Here is a 13,484-nt window from a genome sequence, read left to right as displayed (position 1 = left end):
CCCACCAAGAGGGTTTTACTTGGCCGAGCTGTAGTCGCGCTTCTCCTTGATCTTCGCGGCCTTGCCGCGGAGTTCGCGCATGTAGTAGAGCTTCGCACGGCGGACGTCGCCCTTCGTCACGACCTCGATCTTCTCGATGATCGGGGAGTGAACCGGGAACGTACGCTCGACACCCACACCGAAGGAAACCTTGCGGACGGTGAAGGTCTCGCGGACGCCGTGGCCCTGACGGCCGATGACAAAGCCCTGGAAGACCTGAACACGGGAGTTCTTGCCTTCGATGATGTTGACGTGCACCTTGAGGGTGTCGCCGGGGCCGAAGGAGGGGATGTCGGAGCGCAGGGAGGGGGCGTCGACAGCGTCGAGATGATGCATGATGCTTCTCCTGGCGACTGCCACAGGTCAATCGCTTCAGTCGCGGACCCGAGGGCCCGTGCTCTCACCCGCCGGCCGGATGACCCGGAGGCGGGACGCCCAAGCCGTTGGCCGGCTCCCCTGTGGCAGAGTCCGAACCCGGCGGGCGCAACGCTCTATTTTGCCACGGGGTGCCCTCGGCGCGCGAATCGCCCTTGCAGCAGGCCGCTCGTCAGGCGCGCGCGAGCCGCCCGCTCTCGTCCACGCCATACCCGAGTTCGCGCAGGACCTCGCGCTCCCCGCCGCTGAACTGGGACGCGTCCACTCCGTCGAGCAGCTCGGGGCGGCGTGACGCGGTGCGCCGCAGCTGCTGCTCACGGCGCCACTTCGCAACCCGCCCGTGGTTGCCGCTCAGGAGGACTTCCGGAACGTCGAGCCCGCGCCAGGACGAGGGCTTCGTGTAGACCGGGTACTCGAGGAGCCCATCGGAGTGCGACTCCTCCACAAGCGACTCGGGATTCCCCACGACCCCGGGAAGGAGCCGGCCGATCGCCTCGACCATGGCCATGACGGCCACCTCGCCGCCGTTCAGCACGTAGTCGCCCAGGCTCACAGGCCGAACCCGGAACCGCTCGGCCGCCCAGTCGAGCACCCGCTCGTCGATGCCCTCGTAGCGCCCGCAGGCGAAGGCGAGCGTCGGCTCTTCGGCGAGCTCGTACGCGAGCGACTGGGTGAACACCTCGCCTGCGGGCGAGGGAACGATGAGGGTGGGCCGCACCCCGTGGCCCTCGGGGTCGCTGTACGCGGTCTGCGCCGCGAGGACCGCGTCGAGCGCGAGAGCCCAGGGCTCGGGCTTCATGACCATGCCTGCGCCCCCGCCGTAGGGCGTGTCGTCGACGGTGCGATGCCGGTCGAACGTGAAGTCGCGGAGATCGTGCACCTCGAGCTCGAGGATGCCGTCCTCCTGAGCGCGGCCCAGCAGGGACAGGCGGAGCGGCGCCAGATATTCGGGGAAGATGCTGACGACGTCGATACGCATCTAGGCGTCTTCCCCGCCGTCGTCCCCGGTCGCGCCGCCGCCTTGGGCAGGCACGCTCGGCTCGGCATTGAGCTCGAACAGTCCTGCCGGCGGAACGACGACGACGAAGCCCCCCTCCGGGTCGACGTCGGGCACGATCTCCTCGACGAAGGGGACGAGCACCTCGCCGTTCGGAGTGTCGACGACCAGCAGGTCCTGGGCGGGCATCACCTGGAGCGCCGATACGGTTCCCACGCGCTCGCCGTCGACCCGCACCTCAAGCCCCACGAGCTCGTGCTCGTACCAGCCCTCGTCGTCGCCGTCCTCGACCTCGTCGGTGTCGATGGAGAGCGTTGCGCCGCGCAGCTCCTCAGCCCGGTTGCGATCGGCGACTTCCTCGAATCCGACGACGAGGATGTCCTTGTTCCAGCGCGCGGAGCGCACGGTGAGCGACCCATGCGAGGGGGGATCGACGTCGAACACGGCGCCGTGGGCGAAGCGGTCCTCGGGCGAGTCCGTCAGGACCTGCACGGTCACCTCGCCTCGGATGCCGTGTGGCTTGCCGATGCGCGCGACGCGAACCTGCATGTCTTCCTCTCCTCGTGCTGATGTTGATGCGCAGAAAAGCCCCGGCCCCTCAGCCGTCTCAAGCGGGCGGAGGGGCCGGGGCCTTCAGCTGTTGATGCGAGTCCGGCGCCTAGCGACGCCGGTCCGTGTCGACGACGTCGACGCGCACCGAATCGCCCTCGGCGAGGGCGGCGACGACTGTGCGCAGCGCACGGGCCGTGCGGCCCTGACGGCCGATCACGCGGCCCAGGTCGTCCTGATGGACGCGGACCTCGAGGACGTCACCGCGGCGGCCGTTCTTCGCCTCCACTGTGACGTCGTCCGGGTTGTCCACGATGCCGCGGACGAGGTGCTCGAGCGCGTCGGACAGCAAACTACTCAGCCTCGGTCGTCTCGGCCGGTGCCTCGGCGGGCGTCGAAGCCTTCGGCGCCTCCGGACGGATCACGGAGTCCTTCTCAGGCGCGACAAAGGATTCCTTTGCCTTCGGCGCCTTGAGGGTGCCCTCCTGGCCCGGGAGGCCCTTGAACTTCTGCCAGTCGCCGGTCACCTTGAGGAGGGCGAGAACCTGCTCGGTCGGCTGGGCGCCGACGGAAAGCCAGTACTGCGCACGCTCGGAGTTGACCTCGATGAACGAGGGATCCTCGATCGGGTGGTACTTGCCGATCTCCTCGATGGCACGGCCATCGCGCTTGGTGCGCGAGTCCGCGACGACGATGCGGTAGAACGGCTGGCGCATCTTGCCGAAGCGCTTGAGGCGAATCTTAACGGCCACGGGTGTGGTCACTCCTGTTTCTGGAAAAGGGCGAACTCGCGCTTTCTGCTCCCGTGGGGCGGGCCATACTCGGGCGGGCTCTGGTGGACGCGACGCACGCGGAGAGAGGGGCCGCGCCAGTCGGGTACACCTCTATTGTGCCAGACGGCCAGGGCATTTTGCGATTCGCGGGGCGACGCGCGTCAGGAGCCCGCCCAGACGAAGAGCTCCTGCTGATTTGAGTCATCCACGTCGGCTGCGAGCTTGGCGAGCTGCTCGACGTAGCCGTAGGCCTCCTGGGCATCGAACGGCAGGTCCTCCTGGTCGACCCACGCGGCCGCGACGCGTTCGACGGCGTCTCCCTCCCCTTCATCCGTCTCGTAGGCGAGCAGCTCGGCAAGGGCCCGGACCATCGCGGACGGGACGGCGAGCAGGGTGTCGCTTGCGACGTCGACCATGGTGAGCTCGTAGTCGGCGCCCGCGGCGTGCACCGCGGCCCCCACAAGCGTCCCGAGCTGTTCGATCTCGTAGTCGGAGACGCCGGGAATGCGGACTCCGCTGCCGTCCACGTCTGCGGCGGTTCCGGAGTCGAGGTCCGCGGCACGGCGGATTGCCTCGGTGTGAGTCGATACGAAGACTTCGGCGAACGGGCTGGGAGCTGACACAGTATCCCCCTCGATCGGGCAGCTGCCGGGCCCGGCCGGGCCCCGCGAAACTGGCTGTGGGACGGGCAACGTGCCCGCGGAGACCGCGGACACGTCGAGCGTAACGCAGGAGTGGTCAGGCTGCCACGGACGCCATGCGGATGCGGTTCCGCCAGGGATCCTCGAAGCGGAGCTCGAGCCCGTCGTGCTGGGTCGCTACCCCGGCCGCCTTGAGCCGGTCCGCAGCGGCGAGGATGTCGTCGCTCCCCGGAACCTGGATGAGGACCTCCCCAAGCCCCAAAGTGTCCTTGCGCGGGCCCGCGCCGCGGCTGTTCCAGACGTTCATGGCCATGTGGTGGTGGTACTTTCCGGCAGACACGAACAGGGCTTGGCCGTGCCATCCGGCCGTCTGCTCGAACCCGAGCGTCTGGACGTAGAACCCGTGCGCGGTCGCGACGTCGCCGACCTGGAGGTGGACGTGCCCGACTCCGGCTGCAGACTCGTTCTGCTCGCTCACGGCCTGCTCGGTCAGGTTCGCCTGGAGGAAGCCCTGTGGCGGGAGGGGAAGGCTGTCCATAACGACCTGGTTGCCCTGCCACTGCCACGTGCTGCGCGGCTTGTCGAAGTAGAGCTCGACGCCGTTGCCCTCGGGGTCGGTGAAGTAGAACGCCTCGGAGACGAGGTGGTCGGCGCTGCCCGCGAAGAGGCGGGGGTCGTACTGGGCGGCGGTCGCGACCGTGGCGGCGAGGTCGGAGCGGCTGTCGAAGAGGATCGCAGTGTGGAACAGGCCTGCTTCGCCGCGCCCGGGGACCTGCAGGCCGGCGGCGGGGCTCAGATGGATGATCGGGACTGCCCCGCGCCCGAGGTACACGCCGCCAAGGGACTCGCTGAGGGGCACGAGCCCGAGCGCGCGCTGGTAGTAGTCGAGCATGAGATTCATGTCCCCGACCTTGAGCATGACGGTGCCCATGCTGAGGTCTGCCGGCAGGAGGTCTTGGCTCGGGGTGGAGAGGCTGGACGGCGTGCTCATGGTTGCTCCTCAGATGGATGGCTTGCTTCCTAGACTACGTTTAGTTGAACATTCAAGCAAGAAGGATTGTTCCCGCAGGTCGAGGACTCATCCAGCCCCCAGGGCGGCAGTCTGCTAGCCTGCGTGATTGTCCACACGGGTGCCCTCGCAAGGGCTGAGATCAGGCTGACGCGGCCTGCGACCGTCGAACCTGTCCGGGTCATGCCGGCGTAGGAAGTGAGAACTCCTTTGGAAGAAGCTGTGAGCCCTTCTGCACCCACAGAGCAGCACCCCGCCCACTCGCTCGCGTTCCTTGAGGACGACGCCAATGGATTGAGGGTGCCCGTCACGGAGATCGCGCTCGACGACTCGCCCGACGGCTCCCCCAACGCGCCTCTGCGGGTCTACCGCACGGCCGGTCCGGGGAGCGATCCGGTGATCGGCCTCGCGCCGTACCGCGCGGGCTGGATCGAGGAGCGCGGCGACACCGAGGCCTACGAGGGCCGCGCGCGGAACCTGCTCGACGACGGCCGCTCAGCGCAGCGGCGCGGCGCCCCCTCCGCCGAGTGGCGGGGCGCACGGCCGGCTCCTCGGCGCGCCAGGAACGGCCGCCGCGTCACCCAGATGCACTACGCCCGGCGCGGCGTCGTCACGCCGGAGATGCGCTACGTCGCCCTCCGCGAGGGGTGCGACGTCGAGCTGGTGCGCAGCGAGGTAGCGGCCGGCCGCGCCATCATCCCGAGCAACATCAACCACCCCGAGTCCGAGCCGATGATCATCGGCAGGGCCTTCCTCGTGAAGATCAACGCCAACATCGGCAACTCGGCCGTGACGTCGTCGATCGCCGAGGAAGTCGACAAGCTGCAGTGGGCCACGAAGTGGGGCGCCGACACGGTCATGGACCTCTCGACGGGCGACGACATCCACACGACCCGCGAGTGGATCATCCGCAACTCCCCCGTGCCCATCGGCACCGTGCCCATCTACCAGGCGCTCGAGAAGGTCAGCGGGGACGCCTCGGCCCTCACGTGGGAGGTCTTCCGCGACACCGTCGTCGAGCAGTGCGAGCAGGGCGTCGACTACATGACGATCCACGCGGGCGTCCTGCTGCGCTATGTTCCCCTCACGGCCGACCGCGTCACGGGCATCGTCTCCCGGGGAGGCTCGATCATGGCCGGCTGGTGCCTCGCGCACCACCAGGAGAACTTCCTCTACACCCACTTCGACGAGCTCTGCGAGATCTTCGCCCAGTACGACGTCGCCTTCTCCCTCGGCGACGGCCTCCGGCCCGGCTCGACTGCCGATGCGAACGACGCCGCGCAGTTCACCGAGCTCGACACGCTCGCCGAGCTCACGAAGCGGGCGTGGGAGTACGACGTGCAGGTCATGGTCGAGGGCCCGGGCCACATCCCGTTCCACCTCGTGCGCGAGAACGTCGAGCGCCAGCAGGAGCTGTGCGACGGCGCCCCGTTCTACACGCTCGGGCCGCTCGTGACCGACGTCGCGCCCGGGTACGACCACATCACCTCCGCGATCGGGGCAACGGAGATCGCGCGCTACGGGACCGCGATGCTCTGCTACGTCACTCCGAAGGAGCACCTGGGCCTGCCCAACAAGGACGACGTCAAGACCGGGGTCATCACGTACAAGATCGCGGCGCATGCCGCCGATCTCGCGAAGGGCCATCCGGGAGCCCACGAGCGCGACGACGCCCTCTCCAAGGCGCGCTTCGAGTTCCGCTGGAGGGACCAGTTCTCGCTTTCGCTCGACCCCGCGACGGCCGAGGCGTTCCATGATGAGACCCTGCCCGCCGAGCCCGCGAAGACAGCCCACTTCTGCTCGATGTGCGGTCCCAAGTTCTGCTCGATGCGCATCTCCCAGGACATCCGCAACGAGTTCGGCTCGAAGCAGGCGCAGGAAGCCATCGCCGGAATCGCGGAGGGCATGAAGCAGAAGAGCGCCGAGTTCGTCGCGCGGGGCGGCAAGGTCTACCTGCCCGAGACGATCACGGTCGGCACGCCAGACTGAGTCGGAAAGACGAGAGGGCCCGGCTTCACGGCCGGGCCCTCTCGTCGCCGCGCAGTGTCAGCTGCCGAGGAACTTGTCGAAGCCCTTGGGCAGGTTGAGCGACGCCGGGTCGAAGTCCTCGGAGGCCTGCTGGCCGAAGGAGGAGCCCGTCGTGACGGCGTTCGCCGCCCCGGCCGCCCGGCGCTGCTCGGCCTCGCGGAGCTGCTGGGCCGCCTTCGCGGGGTTGCCCGAGCGGGCCTTCTTCTTGTTGTTCTTGCCGGCGGGCTTCCGCGAGCCCCCGCCCGTCCCCGGCATCCCGGGCATTCCGGGGATGCCGCCTCCCGCGGCCATGCGCCGCATCATCTTCTGGGCCTGCCCGAAGCGCTCGAGAAGCCCGTTGACCTCGGAGACGTGCACGCCGGAACCCCGTGCGATGCGCGCGCGCCGCGAGCCGTTGATGATCTTCGGCGCGACGCGCTCGTGCGGCGTCATGGACCGGACGATCGCCTCGACCCGGTCGATCTCGCGCTCGTCGAACTGCTCGAGCTGCTGCCGGAACTGGGCAGCGCCCGGCATCATCATGAGCAGCTTCTTCATCGAGCCCATCTTGCGGATCTGCTGCATCTGGGCGAGGAAGTCCTCGAGGGTGAAGTCCTCCTGGTCGGCGAACTTCTTCGCCATCCGGGCGGCTTCGTCCCGGTCCCAGTTCTTCTCCGCCTGCTCGATGAGCGTCATGACGTCGCCCATGTCGAGGATGCGGGACGCCATGCGGTCAGGGTGGAAGAGCTCGAAGTCGTCGAGGCCCTCGCCAGTGGACGCAAACATCACCGGGCGGCCCGTGACGGACGCGACGGAGAGGGCCGCGCCACCGCGGGCGTCGCCGTCGAGCTTCGTGAGGACGACGCCGGTGAAGTCGACGCCTTCCTCGAACGCCTTCGCGGTGTTGACGGCGTCCTGGCCGATCATCGCGTCGATGACGAACAGGACCTCGTCCGGGTTCACCGCGGCGCGGATGTCCGCAGCCTGCTGCATGAGCTCGGCGTCGATGCCGAGGCGGCCCGCGGTGTCCACGATGACGACGTCGTGCAGCTTCAGGCGGGCTTCCTCCACGCCCCCCCGTGCGACGCCGACCGGATCGCCCGTCGCGGCTTCGAACTCGGACTGCACCCCCGGGTGCGGGGCGTAGACCGGGACGCCGGCACGGTTGCCGACCACCTGGAGCTGTGTGACGGCGTTGGGCCGCTGGAGGTCCGCCGCGACGAGGATCGGCGAGTGCCCCTGGCCCTTGAGCCACTTCGCGAGCTTGCCCGCAAGCGTCGTCTTGCCCGCACCCTGGAGGCCCGCGAGCATGATCACGGTCGGAGGATTCTTCGCGAGGCGGATGCGGCGCGTCTCGCCGCCGAGGATCGTGACGAGCTCGTCGTTGACGATCTTGACGACCTGCTGGCTCGGGTTGAGGGCGGCGGCTACCTCGGCGCCCAGGGCGCGTTCGCGCACGCGGGCCGCAAAATCGCGCACCACGGGAACGGCGACGTCGGCGTCGAGCAGGGCGCGCCGGATCTCGCGGACGGTAGCGTCGACGTCGGCTTCGCTCAGGCGGCCCTTGCCGCGGAGGTTCTTGAACGTCGCAGTCAGACGGTCCGAGAGGGAGTTGAACACGTGACGGAGTCGCTTTCAGTCCTGTGAGTTGCCCGCCAATCGACGGATCTGCCAATGACTAGGGTACCAACGGCACGTGTGCGGTGACATGCTGGGCACCGTGACGACCCAGACTGCAGACGAAAAGAACAGCAGATCCACCGCGCCGTCGATCGCAGAGCGCAACTGGTCTCCCCAGCCTGTGCGGAGCCTCCTCATTCTCGGGGCCTCAGGCGACCTCACCGGCCGCCTGCTCTTCCCCGGCCTCGCGCGCCTCATCGCCACCGGCCGCCACGCCGGGCTCTCGGTGACGGGAGCCGGGGCCGAGGCCTGGACAGAGGACCAATGGTCGCAGCGCGTGCACGACGCGACGGAGGACGCGCTCGCGGACGCCGCTCCTGAGGGCCGGGAGGAACTCGAGCGGATCCGCCGGGAATCCCGGTACGAGCAGCTCGACGTCACCGCTCCCGGCGAGCTCGCACGCGCCCTCGGGAAGCTCGAGGCGCCCGTGGCCGTCTACTTCGCCCTCCCGCCCCACATCACGGAGAAGGCCTGCGAGGCCCTCGCGCCCGGCGAGCTTCCGCCCGGGACCCGCTTTGTCCTCGAGAAGCCGTTCGGCACCTCTGAGGCCTCGGCTGCGGCGCTCAACGAGACGCTCCGTTCGCTCCTCCCCGAACAGCAGATCCACCGGGTGGACCACTTCCTGGGCAAGGGAACGGTCCTGAACATCCTTGGCCTGCGCTTCGCGAACAACTTCCTCGAGCCGGTGTGGAACCGCGACCACATCGAGAAGGTCGAGGTCTTCTTCGACGAGGACCTCGCCCTCGAGGGCCGCGCGGGCTACTACGACCGGGCTGGTGCGCTGCGGGACATGGTCCAGAGCCACCTCCTGCACGTCATGGCGATCCTCGCCATGGACGCGCCGGCGAAGCTCGACCAGCGCGACCTGCGGGACCAGATCAGTGCCGTCCTGCGGGCCGCGCGTATCCAAGAGCCCTTCTCGGAGACCACACGCCGCGCCCGGTACACCGCCGGTCGCATCGGGGACCGCGACATCCCGGACTACACTGCGGAGCCCGGCGTCGACGCGTCTCGCGAAACGGAGACGCTCGCAGAAGTGACTGTCACGCTTGCAAGCTGGCGCTGGGCCGGCGTCCCGTTCATCCTCCGCTCGGGCAAGGCGCTCGGCACGAAGCGCAAAGAGGCCGTCATCACGTTCAAGCCGGTGCCGCACCTCCCGGAGGGCTTCATCGGGGTGGACGAACCGAACCGGCTCCGCATCGGATTCGGCCCCGACGTCCTCCAGCTCGACGTCGACGTCAACGGCCCCGGGGACATCCTGACCCTCGACCGCGTCACGCTCAACTCCGAACTCAACGCGACCGATCTGCTGCCCTACGGCGAGGTCCTCGACGGCGTCCTCAACGGGGACCCCTTCCTTTCCGTCCGAGGGGACACGGCGGAGAGCTGCTGGCAGGTGGTCGAGCCCGTGCTGAATGCCTGGGCGGCCGGCGAGGTTCCCCTGGACACCTACCCGGCGGGCAGCCTCGGGCCGTCGAGCTGGGCGACGTCGGCCCCGGGCGAGGACGGAACGGGCACGGGGCTCAGCGGCCCCGAGACGGCAGGCGACGCATAGGCTCCTCCCCCGTCGGTCTGGAGCGTGTCGGACGGCGGCGGGCCCGCGCGTCAGATCGCGTCGGGCCCGCGCTCGCCCGTCCGCACCCGGACCACCTCGTCGAGCTGGATGACCCAGACCTTGCCGTCGCCGGCCCGGCCTGTGTTCGCCGTCGTGATGAGGATGTCGAGGATGTCCTCGGACTGGTCCTCCGCGGCGAGCACCTCAATGCGCACTTTGGGGAGGAGGTCGACGCTGTACTCGGCACCTCGGTACACCTGCGTGTAGCCGCGCTGGCGGCCGTAGCCGTTCGCCCGGCTCACCGTGAGGCCCTGGACGCCGTAGGATTCGAGGCCCTCCCTGATGGCGTCGAGCTTCTCCGGCCGGACGATCGCTGTGATCAGCTTCATGCGCCCGCCTTCGCGCCGCTGCCGCTGTGAATGAGCTGACGCTCACGGTGCCCGGCGACGAGCTCGTCGTCCTCGAAGCCGAGACCGTCGCCGACCGGGCCGCGTTCGCCGAGCGGGTGGAAGCCGCCGGCCGCCGACGAGCCCGAGTGGTAGGCGGTCTCTGCGTGGATCGCGAGGTCGACGCCGACCTCCTCGACCTCCTTGGCGACCCGGAAGCCCATGACTGCCTTGATCGCGTAGGCCAGCACAAGCGAGACCAGGAACGAGTATCCGAGGACCGACACCGTGCCGAGCGCCTGCCGGCCGAGGAGCCCGAAACCGCCGCCGTAGAACAGGCCTGCCCCGCCCACGGGCGCCCCGGGGCTCGCGGCGAGTCCGATGAAGAGAGTGCCGACGATGCCGCCGACGAGGTGGACGCCGACGACGTCGAGCGAATCGTCGTAGCCGAAGCGGTACTTCAGTCCCACGGCCAGGGCGCTCACGGCCCCCGCCACGGCGCCGAGCACGATCGACCACAGGGGCGAGAGGGAGGCGCAGGAGGGGGTGATCGCCACGAGGCCGGCGATCGCGCCGGAAGCCGCGCCGAACGACGTCGCGTGGCCGTCGCGGAGCCTCTCGACCAGGAGCCAGCTCAGGACCGCCGCGCACGGGGCCACGAGGGTATTGATCCACACGTATCCCGCCGTGCCATTGGCGGCGAGCGCCGAGCCTGCGTTGAAGCCGAACCAGCCGAACCAGAGCAGCCCGCAGCCGAGCATGACCAGCGGAAGATTGTGGGGGCGGTGGTTCGGATCCTTGCCGAAGCCCAGGCGCTTGCCCAGGACGAGGGCGAGCGCGAGGCCCGCCGCCCCCGCGTTGACCTCGACCGCCGTCCCGCCCGCGAAGTCGATGAGGCCGAGGTGGTTGAGCCAGCCGCCCACGAATGTCCCGGCCGAGTTCTTGGAGCCGTCGAACACCCAGTGGGCGACCGGGAAGTACACGAGGACGCCCCACAGTGCTGCGAACACCATCCACGAGCCGAACTTCGCGCGGTCGGCGATGGCGCCCGAGACGAGGGCGACCGTAACGGTCGCGAAGACCCCTTGGAAGCCGACGAAGACGATCTCCGGGATGGTCCCGACGAGCGGCATGTCCTTTCCGGTCGAAAGGAGTCCGTGCAGCCCGAAGAACTCGAACGGGTTGCCGAACAGGCCCCCGAACGCGTCGTCGCCGAACGAGATCGAATAGCCGACCATGACCCACAGGACGCCGATCACGGCGAGGGCCCCGAAGCTCATCATCATCATGTTGAGCATCGACTTCACCCGGGTCATGCCGCCGTAGAAGATCGCGAGTCCCGGTGACATGAGCAGGACGAGGGCTGCCGAAACGAGAACCCAGGCGGTATCTCCAGCATTCATGAGCCGAGCGGGCCTTCCAGACGGGGGCGGTAGTCGGGCCCTTCCCCACCGCTCGGAGGCGGTGGACGGAAGGGCCACTGGGACCAGATTCCCGCGCTGGTGTTTCGGGTTCTCACCGTCCGTGTTGCCCGAAAGTTACAAGTTTGCCCCGGACGTTAAGCCGGGGTCACGCGTGTGTTTCCGCCATGTTTCGTCCGCGTGATTCCGGGCCAGGGGATCGGGCCAGTGGATCTAGGCAAATCCATCCAAGCCAGCGGACGACGGCGGGTGCGCCCCGCCGTCGTCCGCGTGCCGTTGGGCAGCACCGCTAGATCGCGGCCGCCCCGCGCTCACCGGTCCGGACCCGGATTGCCTCGTGGACATCCACCGTCCAGACCTTGCCGTCGCCTGCCCGGCCGGTGTTCGCCGTCGTGATGATCACGTCGAGGATGTCGTCCGTCTGCTCGTCGGTCGAGAGGACCTCGATCCGGACCTTGTGGAGGAGGTCGACGCTGTACTCTGCGCCGCGGTACACCTCCGTGTAGCCGCGCTGCTGGCCGTAGCCGCTTGCCGAGCTGACTGTCAGGCCCTGGACCCCGTAGGACTCGAGGCCTTCCCGGATGGCGTCGAGCTTCTCCGGCCGGACGATCGCGGTGATGAGCTTCATGAAGTGACCTTCCCTGCCTTCGTGGATTGGGTGAGCAGATCGTCGGCGTTGAAGCGCGAGATCTCCTCGCTCGCCGCCTCCTTGCCGCCGAGCGGGTGGAAGCCGTTGCCGCCCGAGGCGGCCGACGAGTAGGCCGTCTCCGCGTGGATCGCGATGTCGACGCCGGCCTCCTCGGCCTCGTTCGTGACCCGGAATCCGATGGTGGCCTTGATCGCGAGCCCGATGAGGAGCGAGACGATGAACGAGTACCCGAGGACGGTGAAGGCACCGATGGCCTGCTTGCCGAGCAGGTCGAACCCGCCCCCGTAGAAGAGGCCGGTTCCCCCCGAAGGGGCACCGGGACCCGCCGCGAGACCGATGAAGAGCGTGCCGACGATGCCGCCGACCATGTGGACGCCCACGACGTCGAGCGAATCGTCATAGCCGAAGCGGTACTTGAGGCCGACGGCGAGCGCGCACACCGCGCCGGCGAGGACGCCGAGGATGATCGCCCAGAGCGGGGAGACCGCCGCACAGGCCGGGGTGATCGCAACGAGACCGGCGACCGCGCCCGAGGCTGCGCCAAGGGACGTGGCGTGGCCGTCGCGGATCTTCTCCACCAGGAGCCAGCCGAGGGTCGCGGCGCAGGGCGCCACGAGCGTGTTGATCCAGGTGAACGCCGCCGTGCCGTTGGCCGCGAGGGCCGAGCCCGAGTTGAAGCCGAACCAGCCGAACCACAGGAGGCCGGCACCGAGCATGACGAACGGGAGGTTGTGCGGGCGGTGGTTCGGGTCCTTGCCGAACCCGTTGCGCTTGCCGAGGACGAGCGCGAGCGCTAGGCCCGCGGCGCCGGCATTGATGTGGACGGCTGTACCGCCTGCGAAGTCGATCACCCCGAGGTGGTTGAGCCAGCCGCCGACGAAGCTCCCGCCGGACGTGTTGGCGTCGAACACCCAGTGAGCGACCGGGAAGTAGACGAGGACCGCGAACAGGGCCGCGAAGACCATCCACGAGCCGAACTTCGCCCGGTCGGCGATGGAGCCGGAGATGAGCGCGACCGTGATGATCGCGAACACGGCCTGGAAGCCCACGAAGGCGAGTTCGGGGATCGTGCCCTGGAGCGGCATGTCCTTGCCCGTCGACAGCACGCCGTGGAGGCCGAACTTGTCGAGGTTGCCGATGAGGCCCCCGAAGGCGTCCGTGCCGAACGACATCGAGTAGCCGATCAGCACCCACAGGACGCCCACGAGGGCGATGGCGCCGAAGCTCATCATCATCATGTTGAGGACGGACTTGGCACGGGTCATGCCTCCGTAGAAGAACGCAAGCCCAGGGGTCATCAGCAGCACGAGCGCTGCTGATGCGAGGACCCAGGCGGTATCGCCAGCATTCATGGTGAGTTGCCTTTCGAGGGGTGAACGGGGGACGCCTGGCCCGTCCCCGCC

General features: G+C 68.8%; 14 protein-coding genes and 1 riboswitch. Of the genes, 2 read left to right on the top strand and 12 right to left on the bottom strand.

The window, feature by feature from the left end:
• Positions 1-15 precede the first annotated feature (15 nt).
• The 7 genes from rplS to E6A21_RS06875 form a co-directional block, all read right to left on the bottom strand.
• Positions 16-375 (bottom strand): 50S ribosomal protein L19, encoded by a 360-nt coding sequence (gene rplS / locus E6A21_RS06905; protein WP_138443416.1) that lies wholly within the window; start codon positions 373-375, stop codon positions 16-18.
• A 211-nt stretch (positions 376-586) separates the two neighbouring features.
• The gene (gene trmD, locus E6A21_RS06900) at positions 587-1,393 is read right to left on the bottom strand and encodes a tRNA (guanosine(37)-N1)-methyltransferase TrmD (RefSeq protein WP_138443415.1); all 807 of its coding nucleotides are present in this window, start codon (positions 1,391-1,393) and stop codon (positions 587-589) included.
• Positions 1,394-1,960, bottom strand: coding sequence for a ribosome maturation factor RimM (gene rimM / locus E6A21_RS06895; RefSeq protein WP_138443414.1), 567 nt, complete (start codon positions 1,958-1,960; stop codon positions 1,394-1,396).
• A 109-nt stretch (positions 1,961-2,069) separates the two neighbouring features.
• Complete coding sequence (locus tag E6A21_RS06890) at positions 2,070-2,312, bottom strand: RNA-binding protein (RefSeq protein ID WP_138443413.1); 243 nt, start codon at positions 2,310-2,312, stop codon at positions 2,070-2,072.
• A gap of 1 nt (position 2,313) precedes the next feature.
• Positions 2,314-2,712, bottom strand: coding sequence for a 30S ribosomal protein S16 (gene rpsP / locus E6A21_RS06885; RefSeq protein WP_138443412.1), 399 nt, complete (start codon positions 2,710-2,712; stop codon positions 2,314-2,316).
• A 182-nt stretch (positions 2,713-2,894) separates the two neighbouring features.
• On the bottom strand, positions 2,895-3,356 hold the full coding sequence (locus E6A21_RS06880) for a hypothetical protein (protein WP_138443411.1): 462 nt from the start codon (positions 3,354-3,356) through the stop codon (positions 2,895-2,897).
• A gap of 115 nt (positions 3,357-3,471) precedes the next feature.
• Positions 3,472-4,365, bottom strand: coding sequence for a VOC family protein (locus E6A21_RS06875; RefSeq protein WP_138443410.1), 894 nt, complete (start codon positions 4,363-4,365; stop codon positions 3,472-3,474).
• A gap of 125 nt (positions 4,366-4,490) precedes the next feature.
• A riboswitch (TPP riboswitch) is annotated at positions 4,491-4,598 on the top strand.
• A gap of 7 nt (positions 4,599-4,605) precedes the next feature.
• Between E6A21_RS06875 and thiC the strand changes: the two genes are divergently transcribed.
• Positions 4,606-6,372, top strand: coding sequence for a phosphomethylpyrimidine synthase ThiC (gene thiC, locus E6A21_RS06870; protein WP_281281560.1), 1,767 nt, complete (start codon positions 4,606-4,608; stop codon positions 6,370-6,372).
• A gap of 57 nt (positions 6,373-6,429) precedes the next feature.
• Here thiC and ffh read toward each other — a convergent pair whose 3' ends face one another.
• Positions 6,430-8,010, bottom strand: a complete 1,581-nt coding sequence (ffh, locus tag E6A21_RS06865) for a signal recognition particle protein (RefSeq protein ID WP_138443408.1) — start codon at positions 8,008-8,010, stop codon at positions 6,430-6,432.
• Between the two features lie 88 nt (positions 8,011-8,098).
• Between ffh and E6A21_RS06860 the strand changes: the two genes are divergently transcribed.
• Positions 8,099-9,625 (top strand): glucose-6-phosphate dehydrogenase, encoded by a 1,527-nt coding sequence (locus tag E6A21_RS06860; protein WP_138443613.1) that lies wholly within the window; start codon positions 8,099-8,101, stop codon positions 9,623-9,625.
• A 50-nt stretch (positions 9,626-9,675) separates the two neighbouring features.
• Here the strand turns inward: E6A21_RS06860 and E6A21_RS06855 are convergent, their stop codons facing one another.
• The 4 genes from E6A21_RS06855 to E6A21_RS06840 form a co-directional block, all read right to left on the bottom strand.
• Positions 9,676-10,014: a P-II family nitrogen regulator gene (locus E6A21_RS06855; protein ID WP_138443407.1), complete on the bottom strand. Its 339-nt coding sequence runs from the start codon at positions 10,012-10,014 to the stop codon at positions 9,676-9,678.
• Positions 10,011-11,414: an ammonium transporter gene (locus tag E6A21_RS06850; RefSeq protein ID WP_138443406.1), complete on the bottom strand. Its 1,404-nt coding sequence runs from the start codon at positions 11,412-11,414 to the stop codon at positions 10,011-10,013. Before E6A21_RS06850 ends, E6A21_RS06855 begins: the two co-directional genes overlap by 4 nt.
• A 307-nt stretch (positions 11,415-11,721) precedes the next feature.
• Positions 11,722-12,060, bottom strand: a complete 339-nt coding sequence (locus tag E6A21_RS06845; protein WP_138443405.1) for a P-II family nitrogen regulator — start codon at positions 12,058-12,060, stop codon at positions 11,722-11,724.
• Entirely contained in the window at positions 12,057-13,433 is a 1,377-nt protein-coding gene (locus tag E6A21_RS06840; RefSeq protein WP_138443404.1) for an ammonium transporter, read from the bottom strand. Before E6A21_RS06840 ends, E6A21_RS06845 begins: the two co-directional genes overlap by 4 nt.
• Positions 13,434-13,484 lie beyond the last annotated feature (51 nt).

Origin of the sequence: Sinomonas susongensis (genome assembly GCF_005877005.1) — a bacterium.
Classification (GTDB): domain Bacteria; phylum Actinomycetota; class Actinomycetes; order Actinomycetales; family Micrococcaceae; genus Sinomonas; species Sinomonas susongensis.
The sequence above is the reverse complement of the archived record's forward strand: the minus strand, read 5'-3'. Positions and strand labels throughout refer to the sequence as shown.

What these genes read in the sequence shown, in the direction of transcription:
- E6A21_RS06840 (WP_138443404.1), bottom strand. Translation starts at nt 13,433, where the DNA reads ATGAATGCTGGCGATACCGCCTGGGTCCTCGCATCAGCAGCGCTCGTG.
- E6A21_RS06875 (WP_138443410.1), bottom strand. Translation starts at nt 4,365, where the DNA reads ATGAGCACGCCGTCCAGCCTCTCCACCCCGAGCCAAGACCTCCTGCCG.
- E6A21_RS06850 (WP_138443406.1), bottom strand. Translation starts at nt 11,414, where the DNA reads ATGAATGCTGGAGATACCGCCTGGGTTCTCGTTTCGGCAGCCCTCGTC.
- rimM (WP_138443414.1), bottom strand. Translation starts at nt 1,960, where the DNA reads ATGCAGGTTCGCGTCGCGCGCATCGGCAAGCCACACGGCATCCGAGGC.
- E6A21_RS06860 (WP_138443613.1), top strand. Translation starts at nt 8,099, where the DNA reads ATGCTGGGCACCGTGACGACCCAGACTGCAGACGAAAAGAACAGCAGA.
- trmD (WP_138443415.1), bottom strand. Translation starts at nt 1,393, where the DNA reads ATGCGTATCGACGTCGTCAGCATCTTCCCCGAATATCTGGCGCCGCTC.
- rplS (WP_138443416.1), bottom strand. Translation starts at nt 375, where the DNA reads ATGCATCATCTCGACGCTGTCGACGCCCCCTCCCTGCGCTCCGACATC.
- E6A21_RS06855 (WP_138443407.1), bottom strand. Translation starts at nt 10,014, where the DNA reads ATGAAGCTGATCACAGCGATCGTCCGGCCGGAGAAGCTCGACGCCATC.
- E6A21_RS06845 (WP_138443405.1), bottom strand. Translation starts at nt 12,060, where the DNA reads ATGAAGCTCATCACCGCGATCGTCCGGCCGGAGAAGCTCGACGCCATC.